14 protein-coding genes and 1 pseudogene are annotated in these 16,607 nt (G+C 69.7%); 5 read left to right on the top strand and 10 right to left on the bottom strand.

Translation table 11 applies throughout. The annotated features are described in order from the left end of the window. The first annotated feature begins 97 nt into the window (after positions 1-97). Positions 98-1,606 carry an ATPase domain-containing protein gene (locus tag ACO057_RS12485; RefSeq protein ID WP_421992150.1) on the top strand — a complete coding sequence of 503 codons (1,509 nt, stop codon included), beginning with the start codon at positions 98-100 and terminating at the stop codon, positions 1,604-1,606. After that, positions 1,596-3,653, top strand: coding sequence for an ATP-binding protein (locus ACO057_RS12480; RefSeq protein ID WP_421992148.1), 2,058 nt, complete (start codon positions 1,596-1,598; stop codon positions 3,651-3,653). The genes ACO057_RS12485 and ACO057_RS12480 overlap by 11 nt, the downstream gene beginning before the upstream one ends. A 9-nt stretch (positions 3,654-3,662) precedes the next feature. On the opposite strand, the gene ptsP is transcribed toward ACO057_RS12480, so the two are convergent. The 5 genes from ptsP to ACO057_RS12455 are packed head-to-tail and all read right to left on the bottom strand — an operon-like array spanning position 3,663 to position 7,785. Further along, complete coding sequence (ptsP, locus tag ACO057_RS12475; protein ID WP_421992146.1) at positions 3,663-5,504, bottom strand: phosphoenolpyruvate--protein phosphotransferase; 1,842 nt, start codon at positions 5,502-5,504, stop codon at positions 3,663-3,665. Then, complete coding sequence (locus ACO057_RS12470) at positions 5,494-5,865, bottom strand: HPr family phosphocarrier protein (RefSeq protein ID WP_421992144.1); 372 nt, start codon at positions 5,863-5,865, stop codon at positions 5,494-5,496. Before ACO057_RS12470 ends, ptsP begins: the two co-directional genes overlap by 11 nt. Next, positions 5,862-6,320 carry a PTS sugar transporter subunit IIA gene (locus ACO057_RS12465; RefSeq protein WP_421992142.1) on the bottom strand — a complete coding sequence of 153 codons (459 nt, stop codon included), beginning with the start codon at positions 6,318-6,320 and terminating at the stop codon, positions 5,862-5,864. Before ACO057_RS12465 ends, ACO057_RS12470 begins: the two co-directional genes overlap by 4 nt. Continuing rightward, positions 6,317-7,342 (bottom strand): RNase adapter RapZ, encoded by a 1,026-nt coding sequence (rapZ, locus tag ACO057_RS12460; RefSeq protein ID WP_421992140.1) that lies wholly within the window; start codon positions 7,340-7,342, stop codon positions 6,317-6,319. The genes ACO057_RS12465 and rapZ overlap by 4 nt, the downstream gene beginning before the upstream one ends. Next, on the bottom strand, positions 7,339-7,785 hold the full coding sequence (locus tag ACO057_RS12455; protein WP_421992138.1) for an HPr kinase/phosphorylase: 447 nt from the start codon (positions 7,783-7,785) through the stop codon (positions 7,339-7,341). The genes rapZ and ACO057_RS12455 overlap by 4 nt, the downstream gene beginning before the upstream one ends. 114 nt (positions 7,786-7,899) lie before the next feature. Here ACO057_RS12455 and ACO057_RS12450 point away from each other — a divergent pair, with 114 nt between their 5' ends. Continuing rightward, positions 7,900-8,805 (top strand): serine/threonine dehydratase, encoded by a 906-nt coding sequence (locus ACO057_RS12450; protein WP_421992136.1) that lies wholly within the window; start codon positions 7,900-7,902, stop codon positions 8,803-8,805. Positions 8,806-8,823: 18 nt separating this feature from the next. Here the strand turns inward: ACO057_RS12450 and ACO057_RS12445 are convergent, their stop codons facing one another. Next, positions 8,824-9,510 carry a substrate-binding periplasmic protein gene (locus tag ACO057_RS12445; RefSeq protein ID WP_421992134.1) on the bottom strand — a complete coding sequence of 229 codons (687 nt, stop codon included), beginning with the start codon at positions 9,508-9,510 and terminating at the stop codon, positions 8,824-8,826. A 205-nt stretch (positions 9,511-9,715) separates the two neighbouring features. Between ACO057_RS12445 and ACO057_RS12440 the strand changes: the two genes are divergently transcribed. Together ACO057_RS12440 and ACO057_RS12435 are read left to right on the top strand one after the other, a co-directional pair. Further along, complete coding sequence (locus tag ACO057_RS12440) at positions 9,716-12,220, top strand: response regulator (protein ID WP_421992132.1); 2,505 nt, start codon at positions 9,716-9,718, stop codon at positions 12,218-12,220. A gap of 315 nt (positions 12,221-12,535) precedes the next feature. Next, entirely contained in the window at positions 12,536-13,753 is a 1,218-nt protein-coding gene (locus ACO057_RS12435; protein ID WP_421992130.1) for a cupin domain-containing protein, read from the top strand. Positions 13,754-13,804: 51 nt separating this feature from the next. Here ACO057_RS12435 and ACO057_RS12430 read toward each other — a convergent pair whose 3' ends face one another. The 4 genes and pseudogenes from ACO057_RS12430 to ACO057_RS12415 all read right to left on the bottom strand — a co-directional run bounded on the left by ACO057_RS12430 (position 13,805) and on the right by ACO057_RS12415 (position 16,566). Continuing rightward, positions 13,805-14,578, bottom strand: coding sequence for a creatininase family protein (locus ACO057_RS12430; protein ID WP_421992128.1), 774 nt, complete (start codon positions 14,576-14,578; stop codon positions 13,805-13,807). A 42-nt stretch (positions 14,579-14,620) separates the two neighbouring features. Continuing rightward, positions 14,621-14,794: a hypothetical protein gene (locus tag ACO057_RS12425; RefSeq protein ID WP_421992197.1), complete on the bottom strand. Its 174-nt coding sequence runs from the start codon at positions 14,792-14,794 to the stop codon at positions 14,621-14,623. A 46-nt stretch (positions 14,795-14,840) separates the two neighbouring features. After that, positions 14,841-15,629 (bottom strand): annotated as a pseudogene (locus ACO057_RS12420) (aspartate-semialdehyde dehydrogenase); the annotation flags it as partial. A 94-nt stretch (positions 15,630-15,723) separates the two neighbouring features. After that, positions 15,724-16,566, bottom strand: coding sequence for a peptidase (locus ACO057_RS12415; protein WP_421992126.1), 843 nt, complete (start codon positions 16,564-16,566; stop codon positions 15,724-15,726). Positions 16,567-16,607 lie beyond the last annotated feature (41 nt).

The following is a 16,607-nucleotide window of genomic DNA, read 5'->3' as shown; positions in this document are numbered from 1 at the left end:
CCGCCCACCTGCGTTAGCCACTAGCCTGCGGACGAGTTCCGGCGCGGGCGGCTTTTCGCAGCAGCCGGGTTTTCGGGAATGAGGATTGAAGCGGTCCATGACGACGGATCATAGTCGCGGCAAGGCAAGGACCGGCGTCACGGGTCTGGACGATATCCTGGCGGGCGGGCTCTCCACGGGCCACGTCTTTCTCCTGGAGGGAAGCCCGGGGACCGGCAAGACCACGATCGCCCTCAGCTTCCTGCAGGAAGGCGCCCGCAAGGGCGAGAGCTGCCTCTACGTCACCCTGTCGGAAACCGAGCGTGAGTTGCGGGAGAGCGCGGCGTCCCATGGCTGGGTCCTGGATAACAATATCCGGATCTTCGAGCTGGTGCCGCCCGAAAGCCTGCTGGACATGGATCAGCAGCAGAGCCTGCTCTACTCCTCGGACCTCGAGCTCGGCGAGACGACCAAGATGGTCTTCGAAGCCTTCGAGCGCGAGAGGCCCGTCCGCGTCGTGCTCGACAGCCTCTCCGAGATCCGGCTGCTGGCCCAGAGTTCCCTTCGTTACCGCCGGCAGATCCTCGCGCTCAAGCACTATTTCGCCCGGCAGGGCGCAACCGTCCTGCTGCTCGACGACATGACCACAGACACGATGGACAAGACCGTGCACAGCGTGGTGCACGGCGTGATCCGGCTCGAGGAGCTGGCGCCGGACTACGGCGCGGAAAGGCGGCGCCTGCGCGTGTCGAAGTACCGCGGGCAGGCCTTCCGCGGCGGCTATCACGACTTCACCATCAAGACCGGCGGAGTCGAGGTATTCCCCCGCCTCGTCGCCTCGGAGCATCGCACGGGCTTCGAGCGCCGGCAGATGACCAGCGACATCCGCGAGCTCGACGCCCTGCTCGGCGGCGGGATCGAGCAGGGGTCCAGCACCCTCGTGCTCGGCCCCGCTGGCACCGGCAAGAGCACCTTCACCCTCCAGTTCGTCGCCGCCGCGATCAAGCGGGGCGAGAGGGCCGCCCTTTTCATCTTCGACGAGGAGCTGGGCCTGCTCTTCGACCGCACGCGCGCCATGGGGTTCGACCTCGAAGGCATGCGCGCCGCAGGCTCGCTCCATATCGAGCAGGTGGACGCGGCGGAGTTGTCTCCCGGGGAATTCGCGCATCGGGTGCGCGCGAGCGTCGCCCGTGCCGAGGCGAAAACCGTCGTGATCGACAGCATCAACGGCTACCAGGCCTCGATGCCCGCGGAGAACGCGCTGATTCTGCACATCCACGAGCTGCTGCAATATCTGAACCGGCAGGGTGCCAACACCTTCCTGACGGTCGCGCAGCACGGGCTCGTCGGCGACATGAAGGCGCCGGTCGACGTCACCTATCTCGCGGATACCGTGATCCTGCTCCGGTATTTCGAGGCCGTCGGAAAGGTGCGGCGGGCCGTCTCGATCATCAAGAAGCGCACCGGCGCCCACGAGGATACCATCCGCGAATTCAGGATCGGTCCCAAAGGCCTCAGCATCGGTGGGCCGCTGGAGGGCTTCCAGGGCGTGCTGCGCGGCGTGCCGACCCTTGTCGGCAACGACGCGACGCTGCTGTCCGCAAACCCGTTGAGCGATGGCAAGTAGAATCCCTTCACGGTATCTTGCCCTGGTCCTGGCGCCGGCAGGGCGCGATGCGGTGGTCGCCCAGGCGCTGCTGAAGGAAGCCGGCATCGATATGGCGCGTTGCGTCGACCTCGCTGATTTCCAGCAGGCGCTCAACGACGACATCTGCATGACCGTGGTGACCGAGGAGGCCCTTCGCTCCTCCGATCTTCGCGGCATCGCGGCCCATGTGGCCGGGCAGCCGCCCTGGTCGGACCTGCCCTTCATCGTGCTGACCCAGCGGGGGGGCGGCCCGGAGCGCAATCCGGCGGCCGGCCGCCTCGCGGAGATCCTCGGCAACGTCACCTTCCTGGAGCGCCCCTTTCACCCGACCACCTTCGTCAGCGTCGCGCGCACGGCGCTCAAGGGCCGACAGCGGCAATACGACGCCCGAGCCTGGATCGAGGAGCTGCACGAGGGCGAGGAACGGCTTCAGACGGCGCTCGCCGCGGGCCGGCTCGGCTCGTGGGAGCTGGACATGGAAACCGGCGTGCTCACCACGTCGCCCGCCTGCAAGGCCGTGTTCGGACGCGCGCCGGAGGCGTCCTTCACCTATGCGGAGCTCGTCGCAAGCATCCATTCCGACGACCGTCCTGCCATGGAGGCGGCCGTCCGCGTCACCGTGGAGACGGGCAGCGATTATGCCATCGAGTACCGAAGCATCTGGCCGGACGGCTCGGTCCACTGGGCGGAAATCCACGCCCGCCTCGTGAAGGACATTGGCACCCGCCGCTCGCGGATGGTGGGCGTCTCCGCCGACATCACCGAACGCAAGGTCGGCGAGGATCGTCTCCGTCGCCTGAACGAGACGCTGGAGGAGCGCGTGGCCGAGCGCACGGCCGAGCTGAAGCAGGCGCACGATGCCGTCCTCGCCCAGGTGGATCAGCGCGAGTGCGCGGAAGAGCAGCTGCGCCAGGCGCAGAAGATGGAGATGATCGGCCAGCTCACCGGCGGGGTGGCCCACGACTTCAACAACCTCCTCATGGCCGTGCTCGGCAATCTCGACCTGCTGCGGCCGCGAGTCGCCGCGGACCCCGATGCTGCCCGCCTGATCGACATCGCCTCGCAGGGCGCCCAGCGCGGGGCGGCCTTGACCCAGCGGCTGCTCGCCTTTGCCCGCCGGCAGGACCTGCAGGTGCAGCCGCGCGACATGGTGGCGCTGGTCAGCGGCATGAGGGACCTGCTGGCGCGTTCCGTCGGGTCCCGGATCGAGCTGAGGCTGGACCTGCCCTCGCGGATCGCTCCCGCTCTGATGGACGCGAACCAGGTGGAGCTCGCATTGCTGAACCTGGCGGTGAACGCGCGCGACGCCATGCCCGACGGCGGCCCGGTCACCATCAGGGTGGACCGCGCGGAGATGCCCCCGGGCCGCGACCTCGAGCCCGGCTCGTATATACGCCTCATCGTGCGCGATGGTGGACATGGCATGGATGCCGCGACGCTGAAGAAGGCGACGGATCCCTTCTTCACCACCAAGGAGGTGGGCAAGGGAACGGGCCTCGGCCTGTCGATGATCCACGGCCTCGCCATTCAGCTGAAAGGCACGCTCCGGCTCTACAGCGAGGTCGGTCGCGGCACGAGCGCGGAGCTGTGGCTGCCCGTGGCGGACGGCGCCTGCGAGGCGGCGGAGGAAGCGGTCCCCGCCCCCGCCATGGCGCGGCCATCCACGCCGGTCACCCCTCGCACCATTCTGGTGGTGGACGACGACGTGCTGATCTCGATGACAACGGTCATGATGATCGGCGATCTCGGACATCGCGTGCTGGAAGCGAATTCCGGCGCGAAGGCGCTGCAGATCCTCGGCAGCGACGAGGTCATCGACCTCCTGGTCACGGATTATTCGATGCCGCGCATGACCGGCGCGGAACTCGCGAAATCCGCGCGCAAGCTGCGCCCCGGCCTGCCGATCCTCCTGGCGACCGGCTATGCCGAGCTGCCGCCCGGTGCCGGTATCGACCTGCCGCGGCTGGCCAAGCCGTATCAGCAGGAACAGCTGCGCGTCGAGCTCGCCAAGCTGCTCGGGCCGTAGTCCCGCGCCTCAGCCAGGCTTCTGGCCGAACCGCTCCACGAGCTGCGCGATGCGCGCGGGGTCGCTCTGCTCCATCACGCGCCGCGCGAAGCGCGCGCAATCGTCGATGTCGAGATTGCGGACCGCCTGCTTCACGCGGGGGATGGCGCCCGCATTCATCGACAGGCTGCGCAGCCCCAGGCCCAGCAGCAGCGGCACGAGCTTGGGATTGCCCGCCATCTCGCCGCAGACGCTGACCGGCATGCGCAGGCGCAGCGCGGCTTCCGTGGCGAATTGCATCAGCCGCAGCACGGCCGGATGCAGCGGATCGTAGAGATGCGCCACGTCGATCTCGGCGCGGTCCACGGCCAGGGTGTACATGGCGAGGTCGTTGGTGCCGATGGCGAAGAAGTCGGCCTCCAGCGCGATGGCGTCGGCGGCCAGGGCCGCGCCGGGCGTCTCGATCATCGCGCCCAGCGGCGGCAGCTTCTCGGGCAGGGTCTCGCCGCGGCGGCGCAGGCGGCGGGCCACGCGCTCATAGATCTCGCGCGCCTGGGCGACCTCCTTGGGGATGGTCACCATCGGCAGCAGGATGCGGACATTGCCCAGATGGGCCACGCGCAGGATGGCGGCGAACTGCTCTTCCAGCAACTCGGGCTTCTTCAGCAGCAGGCGGATGCCGCGCAGGCCCAGCGCGGGGTTGGGGCCGGTCGGGACGGGCACGCCCTGGGCCAGGGCCGCCATGTCCTTCTCGCCGCCCCAGTCGAGCACGCGGATGGTCACGGGGTCCTGCCCCATGGCCTCGACGATGGTGCGATAGGCCTCGACCTGCGCGTCCTCGTCGGGGAGGTCCTCGCGGTTCATGAAGAGGAACTCGGTGCGCAGCAGGCCGATGCCCTGCGCGCCGGCATTCGCGATCAGCGGCAGCTCGGCCGGGATTTCCAGATTGGCCTGGAGCTCGACCTGCTGGCCGTCGGTGGTCTCGGCGGGCAGGCGGCGCAGCTTGCCCAGCCGCGTGCGCTCCTTGGCTTGGGCGGCGAGGCCCTCCTTGGCGGCGGCGAGCGCCTCCGCGCCCGGATGCAGGGTGATGCGGCCCGTATTGCCGTCGATCACCGCCTGGTCGCCGCGCTGGGCGGCGGCCGTCAGCCCGGGGCAGCCCAGCACCGCGGGGATGCCGAGGGCGCGCAGCATGATGGCGGTGTGGCCATCGGCCCCGCCCTCCTCGGTGGCGACCGCGGCGACGCGGCCGGGTTCCAGCAGCGCGGCATCGGCCGGGGTGAGCTCGTCGGAAATCAGGATGGCGCCGGTCGGAACGCCCTTGAGGCTGCGGAAGGGCGTGGCCGTCAGGTTGCGCACCAGGCGGCGGGCGATCTCGCGCACCTCGCCGGCGCGGCGGTTCAGTCCGGCCTTGTCGTCGTCCTTGGCGGCGAGGATGAGGGCGGCGATGGCCTCCGCCTCGTCCTGCACGGCGGTCTCGGCCGAGAGCAGCTCCTCGCCGATGCGTTTGCGCGCGCCGCGCAGCAGCCGCGAATTGCCGAGCATGAGGATATAGGCGTCGAGCAGCGGCTCGAGCTCCTCCTGCGCCTCTTCGGGCAGGACGGAGAGGCGCGTCTTGAGCTTGGAGACCTGCTTGCGCGAGAAGGCCGCGGCGTCGGTGAGCCGCGTGCGCTCGGTCTCGACCAGCTCCTCGCCGATCGCGCGGCGGGCGACCTCGGAGGCGACTTCGGTCGTGTCGTAGATCAGCCCGACGACGATGCCGGGCGAGACGGGAATGCCGCCGAGGAGCTGCTCGGACGCGCGATGCGTGCGTGGGGCGCGGCGCGCGGATTCCGCGGGCCGTGCCTCGGACTTCCCGGGGCCCTCAGTCTTCATGGAAGCCGGCTTCGATGAGCCCGGCCACGGCATCCAGCGCCTCGCGCGCGTCCCAGCCCTCGGCCTCCAGCAGGACGTCGCTGCCCTGGCCGGCGCCCAGCATCATGAGCCCCATGATGGAGCAGGCCGGAACGCTCTGCCCGCCGTGGCTGAGATTGAGGCAGGCCGAATAGCGCTCGGCCAAGGCGACCAGCTTGGCCGCGGCGCGCGCATGCAGGCCGCGGCTGTTCACGATCTTGATCGTGCGCTTGAGCACCATCCCATCCCCCCCGCAGCCGCAACCGGTCTCGATCGGCGGCACTTCGGCCGCGGAGGCGAGATGCGGCGTGGCGTCGGACTCCGTGGGCCATTCATTCATCATGCGTTTCCGCCTTCAGGGGGTTTAGCAGGTCCGGGAGGGGGAGTGCCGGCCCCGTTGACGCCGTTGAGGAGCTCACCGGCCGCGGTGAGGTATTTGCGGCCGGCCTTGGCCGCGTGGTCGACCGCCTCGGCCAAGGGCTCGGAGCCGCGGATCTTCGCGAGCTTCACGAGCAAAGGCAGGTTCACGCCGGCGATGACTTCCACGTTCTTGTGGTCGCAGAGCGAGAAGGCGAGGTTGGAGGGGGTGCCGCCGGCGATGTCGGTCAGCAGCACCACGCCGTCGCCCTGGTCCACATCGGCGATGCGCGCGCGGATATCCGCGCGGCGGTTCTCCATGTCGTCGTCGGGGCCGATGCAGACGGTCGCGACGGCGGGCTGGGGGCCGACGACATGCTCCATGGCGTGGCGCAGCTCGAGCGCCAGCCGGCCATGGGTGACGAGCACGAGGCCGATCATGATTTCGAATTCATGGAAAAATTCATAGAGACGCTGGGGGGCATGGAAGGGCTCGGGGCCACCTTCTCGGAAATAACAGGGGGATCCGACCTGCTGGCGGAGGGGGGGGCGCCAGTGGTCGGGGGGCCGGATATATCGTTGGTCTGAGCCAATTCCCGATGCGCGAGATCAACACGCCAGCCCTGCTGCCGGAGATGGGCTGCTAATTTCTCGGCCACGAAGATCGATCGGTGCCTTCCTCCCGTACATCCGACGGCAATGGTCAGGTACTTCTTGCCCTCCGCGACATAGCGCGGGAGCAGCGGCTCGATGAAGCCGACGAGGCGCGTCCAGAAGGCCGGGAAATCGGGGTCGGCGGCGACGTATTCGGCCACCGGGGCATCGCGCCCGGTCATCGGCTTGAGGGCCGGGATGTAGTGCGGGTTGGCCAGGAAGCGCAGGTCGAAGACCAGGTCCGCCTCGCGCGGCAGGCCCTTGGGGAAGGCGAAGGACTGGATGTGCAGCGAGAGGCCCGGCGCGCCGTCCGGGCGGAAGCGCGCCTCGATCAGCCGGCGCAGCTCGGGCAAAGGCAAGGCGGAGGTGTCGAGCAGGAGGTCGGCGGCGTCGCGCAGGGGAGTCAGCAGCGCGGCCTCCATGCGGATGCCGTCCAGCACGCGGGCGCCGAGCGGGCCTCCGGGCGCCATCGGGTGGCGCCGGCGCGTCTCGGTGTAGCGGCGCAGGAGGACGTCCTCCTCCGCCGTCGCGAAGACCAAGGTGGGCGCGATGCCGTCGCGGTTGCGAATGCGGTCGAGCGTGGTGAGCACCTCGATGGCGTCGAAGCCGCGGGTGCGGGCGTCGATGCCGGCGGCCAGCGGGCCTTCGCCCTCCTCGACCAGCGAATCCAGGATGGCCAGCGGCGGGTTGTCCACCGTTTCGAAACCGAGATCCTCCAGCACGCGAAGGATGGAGGCCTTGCCGGCGCCCGAGAGGCCCGTGACGAGCACGAAGGGGCGGGCGGTGTGGGATGCCTCGGGAGGGGTCACGCGGTGAAGGCTCCGCAGGTGAGCGTCCCGCGTTTCGCCAGAACGCCCATGGCGCAGGCCAGCACATCCGGCGCCGAGGCGGCGGCCCCGTTCGTCTCCAGCAGCGGCAGCGCCAGGCCCAGGGCCTCCCATTGCCGCGGCTGAGGGAGGCGCACGACCTGCTCGCGGCCGACGAGGCGCACGGCGAGGCGCAGCGGCGCGGCGCGCCAGGGCAGGTTCGCCACAAGGCCCAGGCCGAAGACTTCCATCCGCCCCGCGAGGGTGGGGGGCGGTGAAGCCTGCAGGCGGCCGTCGACAGCCTTCAGATCCAATTGGTCATCCGCCACCAGGTCCCAACCACGCCCGAGGAGGCGCAGCAGCAGGTCCGACTTGCCGCCACCCGGAGGAGCGAGGATCAACACCGCCTCGCCATCCAGGGCCGCACAGCTTGCGTGCAAGAGCATCCGGCCGCCAGAATGTTTCAACAGGTTACTTTATGGCAGGATTGGGGCTGGCCCGAAAGGGCAATGGAATCGCGGGGAATATCCATGCCGACAGATGGGTCGATAGATCGAGTCATGATCGCCGAGGCGACCCGGCGCATCGCCGCGGATATTCGTCGCACGCCGCTGCTGGAGATGCCGGGCTGGGGTGTACTCAAGCTCGAGATGCTGCAACTCGCCGGCAGCTTCAAGCCGCGGGGCGCCTTCAACCGGATGCGGGCCGCGGGCGCGGGGGAGGCGGGGGTGATCGCCGCCTCGGGCGGCAATCACGGCGTGGCGGTGGCGGCCGCCGCGCGGTCGCTCGGGCTGAGGGCCGAGATCTTCGTTCCCGAAATCTCGGCCGAGGCGAAGCGGGCCCGCATCCGTGGCTTCGGCGCCCATCTGGTGGTGGGTGGCGCGACCTATGACGAGGCGCGGCAGGCCAGCGAGGCCCGCGCGGCGGAGACGGGGGCCCTCGTCGTCCATGCCTATGACCAGCCGGAGGTCCTGGCCGGCCAGGGCACGGTCGCACAGGAATGGGAGGAACAGGCGCCGGAGCTCACGCATCTGCTGGTGGCTGTGGGCGGCGGCGGGCTGATCGGCGGCATCTCGGCCTGGCACCGGACCAGCGGCGTCACACTGGTGGCCGTCGAGCCGGAGGGCTGCCCCTGCCTGCACGACGCGCTGGCGGCGGGACGGCCGGTGCCCGCCCCGGTCGGCGGGCTCGCGGCGGACAGCCTCGGCGCGCGGCAGGCGGGATCGCACATGTTCCCCCTCGCGGCCGGTTTGCATGCCGCCGGGCGGCTGGTTCCGGCGCTGGTGACCGACGAGGCCATCCGTTCGGCGCAGCGCGCGCTGTGGGAGAACGCCCGGCTGGTGGCCGAGCCGGGCGGGGCGGCCGCGCTGGCGGCCCTGATGAGCGGGGCCTGGGTGCCGCCGCCGGGCGCCAAGGTCGGCGTGCTCGTCTGCGGGGCGAATACGGACCCTGGCACGGTGGCCTGAGTGTCCAGGGGATGAGGGTCACCGGATGAGGATCGGCGTCAGGCCATGCCTGAGCGCCGATCGCGCCAGTGTTCCGTCCGCCCGGGCGGCGCCGAGGAAGCTGTTCACCTCGCCCAGCCAGGCCGGATCGTGGAGCGGCAGCGCCCAGGCGTAGAGCGTCTCGCCGAAGCGCTCGGGCGGCTCGATCACGCGGGCCCAGTCATGCATGAGCAGCATCCGGCGGGTATAGGCGTAGTCGGTCATGAAGACGTCCGCCCGGCCGGACTGGATCTCCGCCTCGCGGGTGCGCGGCGGCGCCACCACCAGCATGTCGGCGCGCCGCAGGGTCCGGCCCATGAGCGATTCCATGATGGTGCCCGCCGCCACCGCGACCACGGTGCCGGGCGTGTCGATATCCGACCACGTGCGGATGCGGGCGTTGTCCTGCGAGGTCACGGCGTAGATCGGGCTGGCGAGATAGGGCCGGCTGAAGGCGACGCGCTGCGCCCGCGCTGGCGTGATTCCGACGGCCATCATGGCGATGTCGCAATCGCCGGCCTCGATCCGGTCCATGAAGCTCGTGAAGTTGGTCTCGACAAAGCCCAGGCGCACGGATAGCCGGCCCGCCAGGGCGCGGGCGAGGTCGACATCCAGGCCCTCCAGCTCGCTGTTGCGGGAGTTGCGATAGGAGATGGCAAAATAGTCAGGCCAGATGCAAACTCGCAATTCGCCGCGCGCCCGAATCGCATCCAGGCGGGGAGGGAGAGAAATTTGCGCCCGTGCCTCGATCAATGGAACGAGCCCTGCAATAATAGCCCAAATCATGCGCTTTAAAGCGATTCGCGACAGCATCCGACGCTCCTTCGCCCCCGCCAGACCAGAGCCGGGGCCAGCCCAAGCCGCACCCCGGCCAAGCCGTCTTTACGCGGTTGTGGCCGGCCTCGTCATCCTGTGCCTGCTCGCCGTCTACGGGATCGTGATGTATCGCGGCCGGAGCGAGTCCATCATCGCGGCGGAACGCCTCACGCAATCCGTAGCGGAGGCCCTCGCCGACCAGCTCACCCGGGCCATGCAGACGGTGGATCTCGTCCTGCTCGACCTGGCCGAGCGGTCGCTCGCGAGCGGGCCGGAGGCGTTCTCGGGCCAGCGCTCCAATCTTCTGCGCGACATCTCCCAGCTGCGCGGCATCGTGCTGACCGACGCGGCCGGCACCATCCTGGAATCGACGGCCGAGGGGCTGACGGGCCTGAGCCTGGGCGATCGCGAATGGTTCCGCGTGTTGCGCTTCGGCGGCCAGCAGCTGCGCCTCGGCCCGCCCGAGAGCGGGCGCTTCATCGGCGCGCCGAACGCCCGGCCGATCAGCGAGACCGGGCTGTGGTCCATCCCGATGGCCCGGGCCGTGCGCAATGGGCGCGGCGATTTCGAGGGCGCCGTGGTCGCGCTGCTGAACCCGGAATATCTGGTCACCATCTCGCGGCGCTATGCCGAGGCCTTCGGCGTGACCATCCGGCTGCACTCCTTCAACGGGGCTTTGCTGGCCCGCTCGGACGGCAGCCGGCAGGGGATCGGGCAGATCCACCCCGGCGCCTGGCCCTTCCGCAACTTCCTGCCCCGGCGCGAGAGCGGCACCTTCGTCGGCATCGACCAGGACGGCGTGGACGTGATGGCCAGCTTCGCCGTCACCCGCCAGGGCTTCTTCGTGGTCGAGGTGGCGCGCAGCCGTGGCGACGCGCTGGCGGGCAACCAGTCGCTCGGCCTGCTGCTGGGGCTCGGCGTGGGCGGGGCGGGGCTCTTCATCCTGCTGGCGCTCTGGCTGATGGTGCGCCAGGCGCACCGGCTGCGGGCCCAGGGCACGCAGCTGGCGCTGTCCGAAGCCGCGGCCCGCGCCGGCTCGCGCGCCAAGGAGGACTTTCTCGCCAGCATGAGCCACGAGATCCGCACGCCGATGAACGGCGTGATCGGGATGACCGGCCTGCTGCTCGACACCAAGCTCGACACGCTGCAGCGCCGCTACGCCGAGACCATTCAGAACTCGGCTGAGCACCTGCTGATGGTGCTCAACGACATTCTCGATTTCTCCAAGCTGGAAGCCGGCGCCGTCGAGCTGGAGCGCGTGCCCTTCGACCTGGAGAAGGAGATCGGCACCATCGTCGAGCTCTTCGCCCCGCGCGCGGCGAGCAAGGCCGTCGAGCTCGTCGTCTCCATGCCGCCCGAGCTGCCGCGCCTCGTGGTCGGCGATCCGGGGCGGTTCCGCCAGGTGCTGTTCAATCTCGTCGGCAATGCGGTGAAGTTCACCGACAGCGGCTGGATCGAGCTGGAGCTCTCCGCCGAGAGCCTGGGCCCGCGCCGGGGCTGGCGCATGCGCTGCGACGTGCTGGACACGGGCATCGGCCTCGATCCCGCGCAGGTGCCCCACCTCTTCGAGCGCTTCACCCAGGCCGATGCCTCGATCCGCCGGAAATATGGCGGCACGGGCCTCGGCCTCGCCATCTGCGTGCGCCTCGCCGAGGAGATGGGCGGCGGGCTCGAGGCCGCGCCGCGCGATCCGGCTCGCCCGCGCGGCGGCGGCAGCCGCTTCACCTTCACGGCGCAGCTCGGCCAGGTGCCCGGCCCGACCGACCTGCCGATCGCCTCGGCGCTGGCGGGGCTGCGCGTGCTGGTCGTGGATGACCTCGCCCTCAATCGCGAGATCATGGCCCGGCAGCTGGCCGGCATCGGCGCCGAGGCGCTGCTGGCGCCGGACGGGCCCACCGCCCTCGCCATGCTGCAGAAAAGCGCCAGCACCGGGCGCCCGGTGCGCGTGATCATCCTGGATGGGCAACTGGCCCAGGTGCGCGGAATCGATGTCGCGCGGCAGATCCGCGCGTTGCCGGAGGTTCCGCGCAGCGCGATCCTGCTGTGCTCCTCGGGCGCGGCGCTGGGACGCGAGCATCCGGAGGAGGGCCTGGTGGATGCGATGCTTCTCAAGCCCATCCTGCCGGCGCGCCTGCGCGAGGGGCTGCTCACGGCCGTCGCGCCGTCCGCGCCTGCCCCGGCCGCGGTCCCGGATGCCCCCGTGCAGGACGGGCCGAGGCGCAGGATCCTGCTGGTCGAGGACAACGCCACCAACCAGCTCGTGATGAAGACCATCCTGGGCCGGGCGAATTGCCAGGTGGACGTGGCGCCCGACGGCTCGGTCGCGGTCACCATGGCGCATGGCCAGCCCTATGACGTGATCCTGATGGACCTGCAGATGCCGGTCATGGACGGGCTGGAGGCCACGCGCCAGATCCGCGCGAGCGCCAATCCGAACCGGCGGACCCGGATCATCGGGCTGACGGCGGCCGTGGGTCCGGTCTTCGAGGCGCAGTGCCGCGCGGCGGGGATGGACGACTACCTGAGCAAGCCGGTGCAGCGGGCGGCGCTGCTGGAGCGCCTCGGCCTGACGATGGCCTGAGACGAAGGGCCCGCGCGGCGGATTGATTCGGCGACAGGATCTTCCGGCGCCTGGCCATGATTCCGACAGCCCGCCACACTGAAAAGGCGGATGAATTCCGCGGGGCGCGAAAAATCAGGTCTTCGCATCCTGACCTTTTTCTCAGTTTCCGGGCGCGCAAATCCCTGGACTGGTCAGGTCCGGCCATCCGCATGGCTGAGTTACTACCCTGGCAGATCAATCCTGGCCTCGACCGGAGTTGGCTAGGCATTCGGACATCCCGTCTTGCTCTCGCGAGCGCCTCGGGCACCGATCCGAAAAGCCGAGGATCAGAGCATGACCATGTTCAATCGCCGCGACGCGCTGGTGGCCATCACGGCCGGCGGCACGGCCTTCACCGCCGTCGCGCAGGCCGCCGACCCGCCGCAGCCGAGCCGTGGTCCCGGCTTCGGCGGGACCGACCCCGGGCCGCGCAACATCCCGCTGGATACGGCGCATCCGAGCCTGCTCAATCCGCCCGCCACGGATAGCGGCACCATCCCCAATCTGCGCTTCTCCTTCTCCGACGCGCCGATGAAGCAATATACGGGCGGCTGGACGCGGCAGGTGACGGCGCGCGAGCTCGGCATCTCCAAGCCCATCGCCGGCGTCAACATGCGGCTGAATGCCGGCGGCGTGCGGGAGCTGCACTGGCACAAGCAGGCCGAATGGGCCTTCATGCTCTACGGCACCGCGCGCATCTCCGCCGTCGACGAGAAGAGGCGCAACTTCGTCGACGATGTCGGCCCCGGCGACCTCTGGTACTTCCCGGCGGGCATTCCCCATTCCATCCAGGGCCTCGCCGGCGACGGCTGCGAATTCCTGCTGGTCTTCGACGACGGCGAATTCGACGAGGACAGCACCTTCCTCCTCAGCGACTGGTTCAGGCACATCCCACCCGACATCCTGGCCAAGAATTTCGGCGTCGGCGCCGAGAACTTCCGCCAGCTGCCGGACCCCGCCGCGCGCTACATCTTTCCCGCCCCCGTTCCGGGCAGCCTCGCCTCCGACCGGATCGCGGGGGCGACGCAGGCGCCACGAATCTTCAGCCACCACATGACCGCGCAGGCGCCGATCGCCTCGCGCGGCGGCAAGGTGTGGATCACCGACAGCTCGGTCTTCCCGATCTCGGAGACGATCGCGGCGGCGCTGGTCGAGATCGAGCCGGGCGGCCTGCGCGAGCTGCACTGGCATCCGAACACGGATGAATGGCAGTACTGGATCGCCGGCAAGGGACGGCTCGGGGTCTTCGCCGCGCACGGCCAGTCCCGCACCTTCGACTTCTCGGCCGGCGATGTCGGCTTCGTGCCCTTCGCCATGGGCCATTACGTCGAGAACACGGGCGACACGCCGCTGCGCTTCCTGGAGATGTTCAAGAGCAGCACTTACGCCGATGTCTCGCTGGAGCAGTGGCTGGCGCTGACGCCGCCAGGCCTCGTTCAGGCACATATGGGCTTCAGTGACGCGACCATGCAGGCGCTGCGGAAGGCCAAATCGCCGGTCCTGCCGGTGTGATCGCCGATCCCGATCGGGCGAGGTGACCTGACCGGGATCGTCTTCAGGTGGCTAGACCTTCCAGACCTGCTCCGGCTTGGTCCAGAGCACCGGGTCCCGCATCGCCTCGGCCAGGTTCCTCGCCACCGCGTCGATGATGGCCTGGCCCTTCTCGGCCGTCGCGGCGCGCGGATCGCCCTTCACGCCCGTGCGCGGCGCGCGCTCGGGGAAGCTGTAGAAGCGCGAGAAGCCGGGGCGGACCTGCGTGCCGGCATTGCCGCCGGCCGCCTCGTCCAGCTTGTCCATGCGGACCTGCTCCGGCTCCAGCGCGAGCCAGACCGAGGTCTCGCCCTCGCAGGCATGCATCACTCCGGACTGGGTGGTCAGCGTGGCCGCGATCTCGGCCGTCGCCACATTGGGCCAGGTGGTGGTGACGATGGCCATGCCGAATTCATGCGCGAGTTCGCGCACCGAGACGGCGAGCGGATCGATGTTGCCGCCGTGGCCGTTGACGATGAGCAGCCGCGTGAAGCCCTGGGCCTGCAGGCTGCGGGTGATGCAGCGCAGCAGCGCATGCAACGTCGCGTGGTCAATGGTGATGGTGCCGCCGAAGGGCAAATGATGCTCGGACATGCCGGTCCAGAGCGGCGGCAGCACGATGGCGGGAATCTCGGTGGCGAGCTTCGCAGCGGCCACGCTCATCGCATGGGCGGCGTGGCTGTCGGTCCAGACCGGCAGATGCGGGCCGTGCTGCTCGAGGCTGCCGATCGGCAGCACGGGCAGCGCGCCCTTCTCGGCCAGGGCTTTCAGCTCCGGGCCGGTCAAACGTTCCCAACGGACTTCCATAAGGCATGCTCCTTTTATCGGAGGAGCATGCCCCGTCGGGGATCAGGCCGGAACGCCGATCTTCATCTTTTCGGCGATCTGCACCGCATTCAGGGCCGCGCCCTTCAGCAGCTGGTCGCCGCAAAGGAAGAAGTCCAGGCCGCAATCGCCAAAGACGGGATTCGCACGGATGCGCCCGGCCTCGACGTCGTCCTGGCCCGTGGCCGTGAGCGGCATCGGGTATTGCTGCTTCGCCGGGTCGTCCCACGACGCGCACGCCGGCCGCCTTGGCCAGGACCGCGCGCGCGGCTTCCGGCGTCACAGGGCGCTCGGTCTCGATCGTCACCGCTTCGCCATGGACGCGGTAGGTCGGGATGCGGACCGCCGTGCAGGAAATGGGGAGATCGGGCATGCCCATGATCTTCCGGCTTTCCCAGGCGACCTTCATCTCCTCGCGCGTGTAGCCGTTCGGCTGGAAGCTATCGATCTGCGGGATGACGTTGAAGGCCAGCGGATGCGCGAAGACCTCGTTTCGGGCCGGCTGGCCCTCGACGAGAACGCGGCGCGTCTCGCGCTCCAGCTCGGCCATGCCCTCGGCGCCCGCGCCGCTGGCGGCCTGGTAGGTCGAGACGATGACGCGCTTGATGCCGAAGGCCTGACGCAGCGGCTCCAGCGCGACCACGAGGATCGCCGTCGTGCAGTTCGGATTGGCGATGAGGCGGTGGTCGCCGATCGCGTCGGCATTCACCTCGGGCACCACCAGCGGCACGTCGGCCTCCAGGCGGAAGGCGGAGGAGTTGTCCACCACCGCCACGCCCTCGGCGGCCAGCGCGCGCGCATGCGCCTTGGCGAAATCGCCCGAGACGGCGAGCAGCGCGAGATCGAGATGGCGGGCGGCCTCGAGGCTATAGGCCTCGATGGTAATCTCGCCGAAGGGCGTAATCTGTTTCGTGCCGGCGCTACGCGTCGAGGCGAAGAGCTTGAGCTCCGTCACCGGGAAGCCCCGCTTCGCGAGCACTTCCACAATTTCCTTACCGACCGCGCCCGTGGCGCCGATCACGCCGACCCGCATGTGCAGGATCCCTTCAGCTGACAAACCGGGCCGATTTAGCCCAGTGCAGACGGGAAGGCCAATGCTTTCAGGGCGTTCCGGTCATGCGGGCATGTCACCCCTGGACCGGCGCCAGCCGCGTGAGCCGCGAGGGCGTCATTTCCGCCAGCAGCACGCTGCCATCTGGGTGCAGCGCCAAGCCGTGCGCGCCGTTCAGCACCGCCCGCGCCCGGCTCAGCAGCGCGCCCTCGCGCGAGAAGATGGACAGGCGCGGCACCTGGTCCGTCACCCACCAATTGCCCTCGGCGTCGGACACCACGTCCATCGGCTTGAAGACGTCGGTGATCTCGCGGAGGAACTCGCCGCCCTCGGTGAAGATCTGGACCCGGCTGTTGTCGCGGTCGCAGACCGCCACCTCGCCCGCGACGTTCACCCAGACGGCATGCGGCGTGCAGAACTGGCCCGGCCCGCGCCCCGGCTCGCCCCAGCCGCCCCCGGGCGTGCCGTCCGGTTTGAAGCGATGCACGCGCGAGGCCGCATAGCCATCGCCCACGAACATCGTGCCGTCGGGCGCGAAGCAGACGTCGCAGGGGCTGTTGAAGGGCTGCCCGGCTTTGTCGCGCGTGCCGGTCTCGCCGAGCTTCAGCCCATCGGCGCCGAAGCGCGTGATCTGGTGCGTGTCGCGGTCCACGACATGCACGCTGCCGTCGGGCGCGGTGGCGAGCATATGGCCGTCCATCACGCCCTCGCCCCAGGCGTCGAGCCGCATGCCGTCGGCGTCGAGGACGATGACGGTCGGGGCCGGCGCATCGGCGTAGCAATCGGCGCGCAGCAACACGTAGATGCGCCCCGCGCGATCCACCGCCACGTCGCTGACGCGACCTGGTCCGGTGGGGATGTCGCCCCAGGGCCGCTGGATGAGGTAGCGCTGGGTGCCGAGGGTGACGAAGAGCTGCATGGGACGAGCTTGCCATGCGTCGCGAAAGGCGGCCACCGTCG

This window comes from Roseococcus sp. (assembly GCF_965227005.1).
In the GTDB taxonomy this organism is placed as follows: domain Bacteria; phylum Pseudomonadota; class Alphaproteobacteria; order Acetobacterales; family Acetobacteraceae; genus Roseococcus.
The sequence above is the reverse complement of the archived record's forward strand: the minus strand, read 5'-3'. Positions and strand labels throughout refer to the sequence as shown.

Bases quoted from the DNA above. Each gene is read 5' to 3' on its own strand.
- ACO057_RS12480 (WP_421992148.1), top strand. From the start codon at position 1,596: ATGGCAAGTAGAATCCCTTCACGGTATCTTGCCCTGGTCCTGGCGCCG.
- ACO057_RS12450 (WP_421992136.1), top strand. From the start codon at position 7,900: ATGATCGCCGAGGCGACCCGGCGCATCGCCGCGGATATTCGTCGCACG.
- ACO057_RS12425 (WP_421992197.1), bottom strand. From the start codon at position 14,794: ATGCCGCTCACGGCCACGGGCCAGGACGACGTCGAGGCCGGGCGCATC.
- ACO057_RS12415 (WP_421992126.1), bottom strand. From the start codon at position 16,566: ATGCAGCTCTTCGTCACCCTCGGCACCCAGCGCTACCTCATCCAGCGG.
- ACO057_RS12455 (WP_421992138.1), bottom strand. From the start codon at position 7,785: ATGCTCTTGCACGCAAGCTGTGCGGCCCTGGATGGCGAGGCGGTGTTG.
- ACO057_RS12465 (WP_421992142.1), bottom strand. From the start codon at position 6,320: ATGATCGGCCTCGTGCTCGTCACCCATGGCCGGCTGGCGCTCGAGCTG.
- ptsP (WP_421992146.1), bottom strand. From the start codon at position 5,504: ATGAAGACTGAGGGCCCCGGGAAGTCCGAGGCACGGCCCGCGGAATCC.
- ACO057_RS12430 (WP_421992128.1), bottom strand. From the start codon at position 14,578: ATGGAAGTCCGTTGGGAACGTTTGACCGGCCCGGAGCTGAAAGCCCTG.
- ACO057_RS12470 (WP_421992144.1), bottom strand. From the start codon at position 5,865: ATGATGAATGAATGGCCCACGGAGTCCGACGCCACGCCGCATCTCGCC.
- ACO057_RS12485 (WP_421992150.1), top strand. From the start codon at position 98: ATGACGACGGATCATAGTCGCGGCAAGGCAAGGACCGGCGTCACGGGT.
- ACO057_RS12435 (WP_421992130.1), top strand. From the start codon at position 12,536: ATGACCATGTTCAATCGCCGCGACGCGCTGGTGGCCATCACGGCCGGC.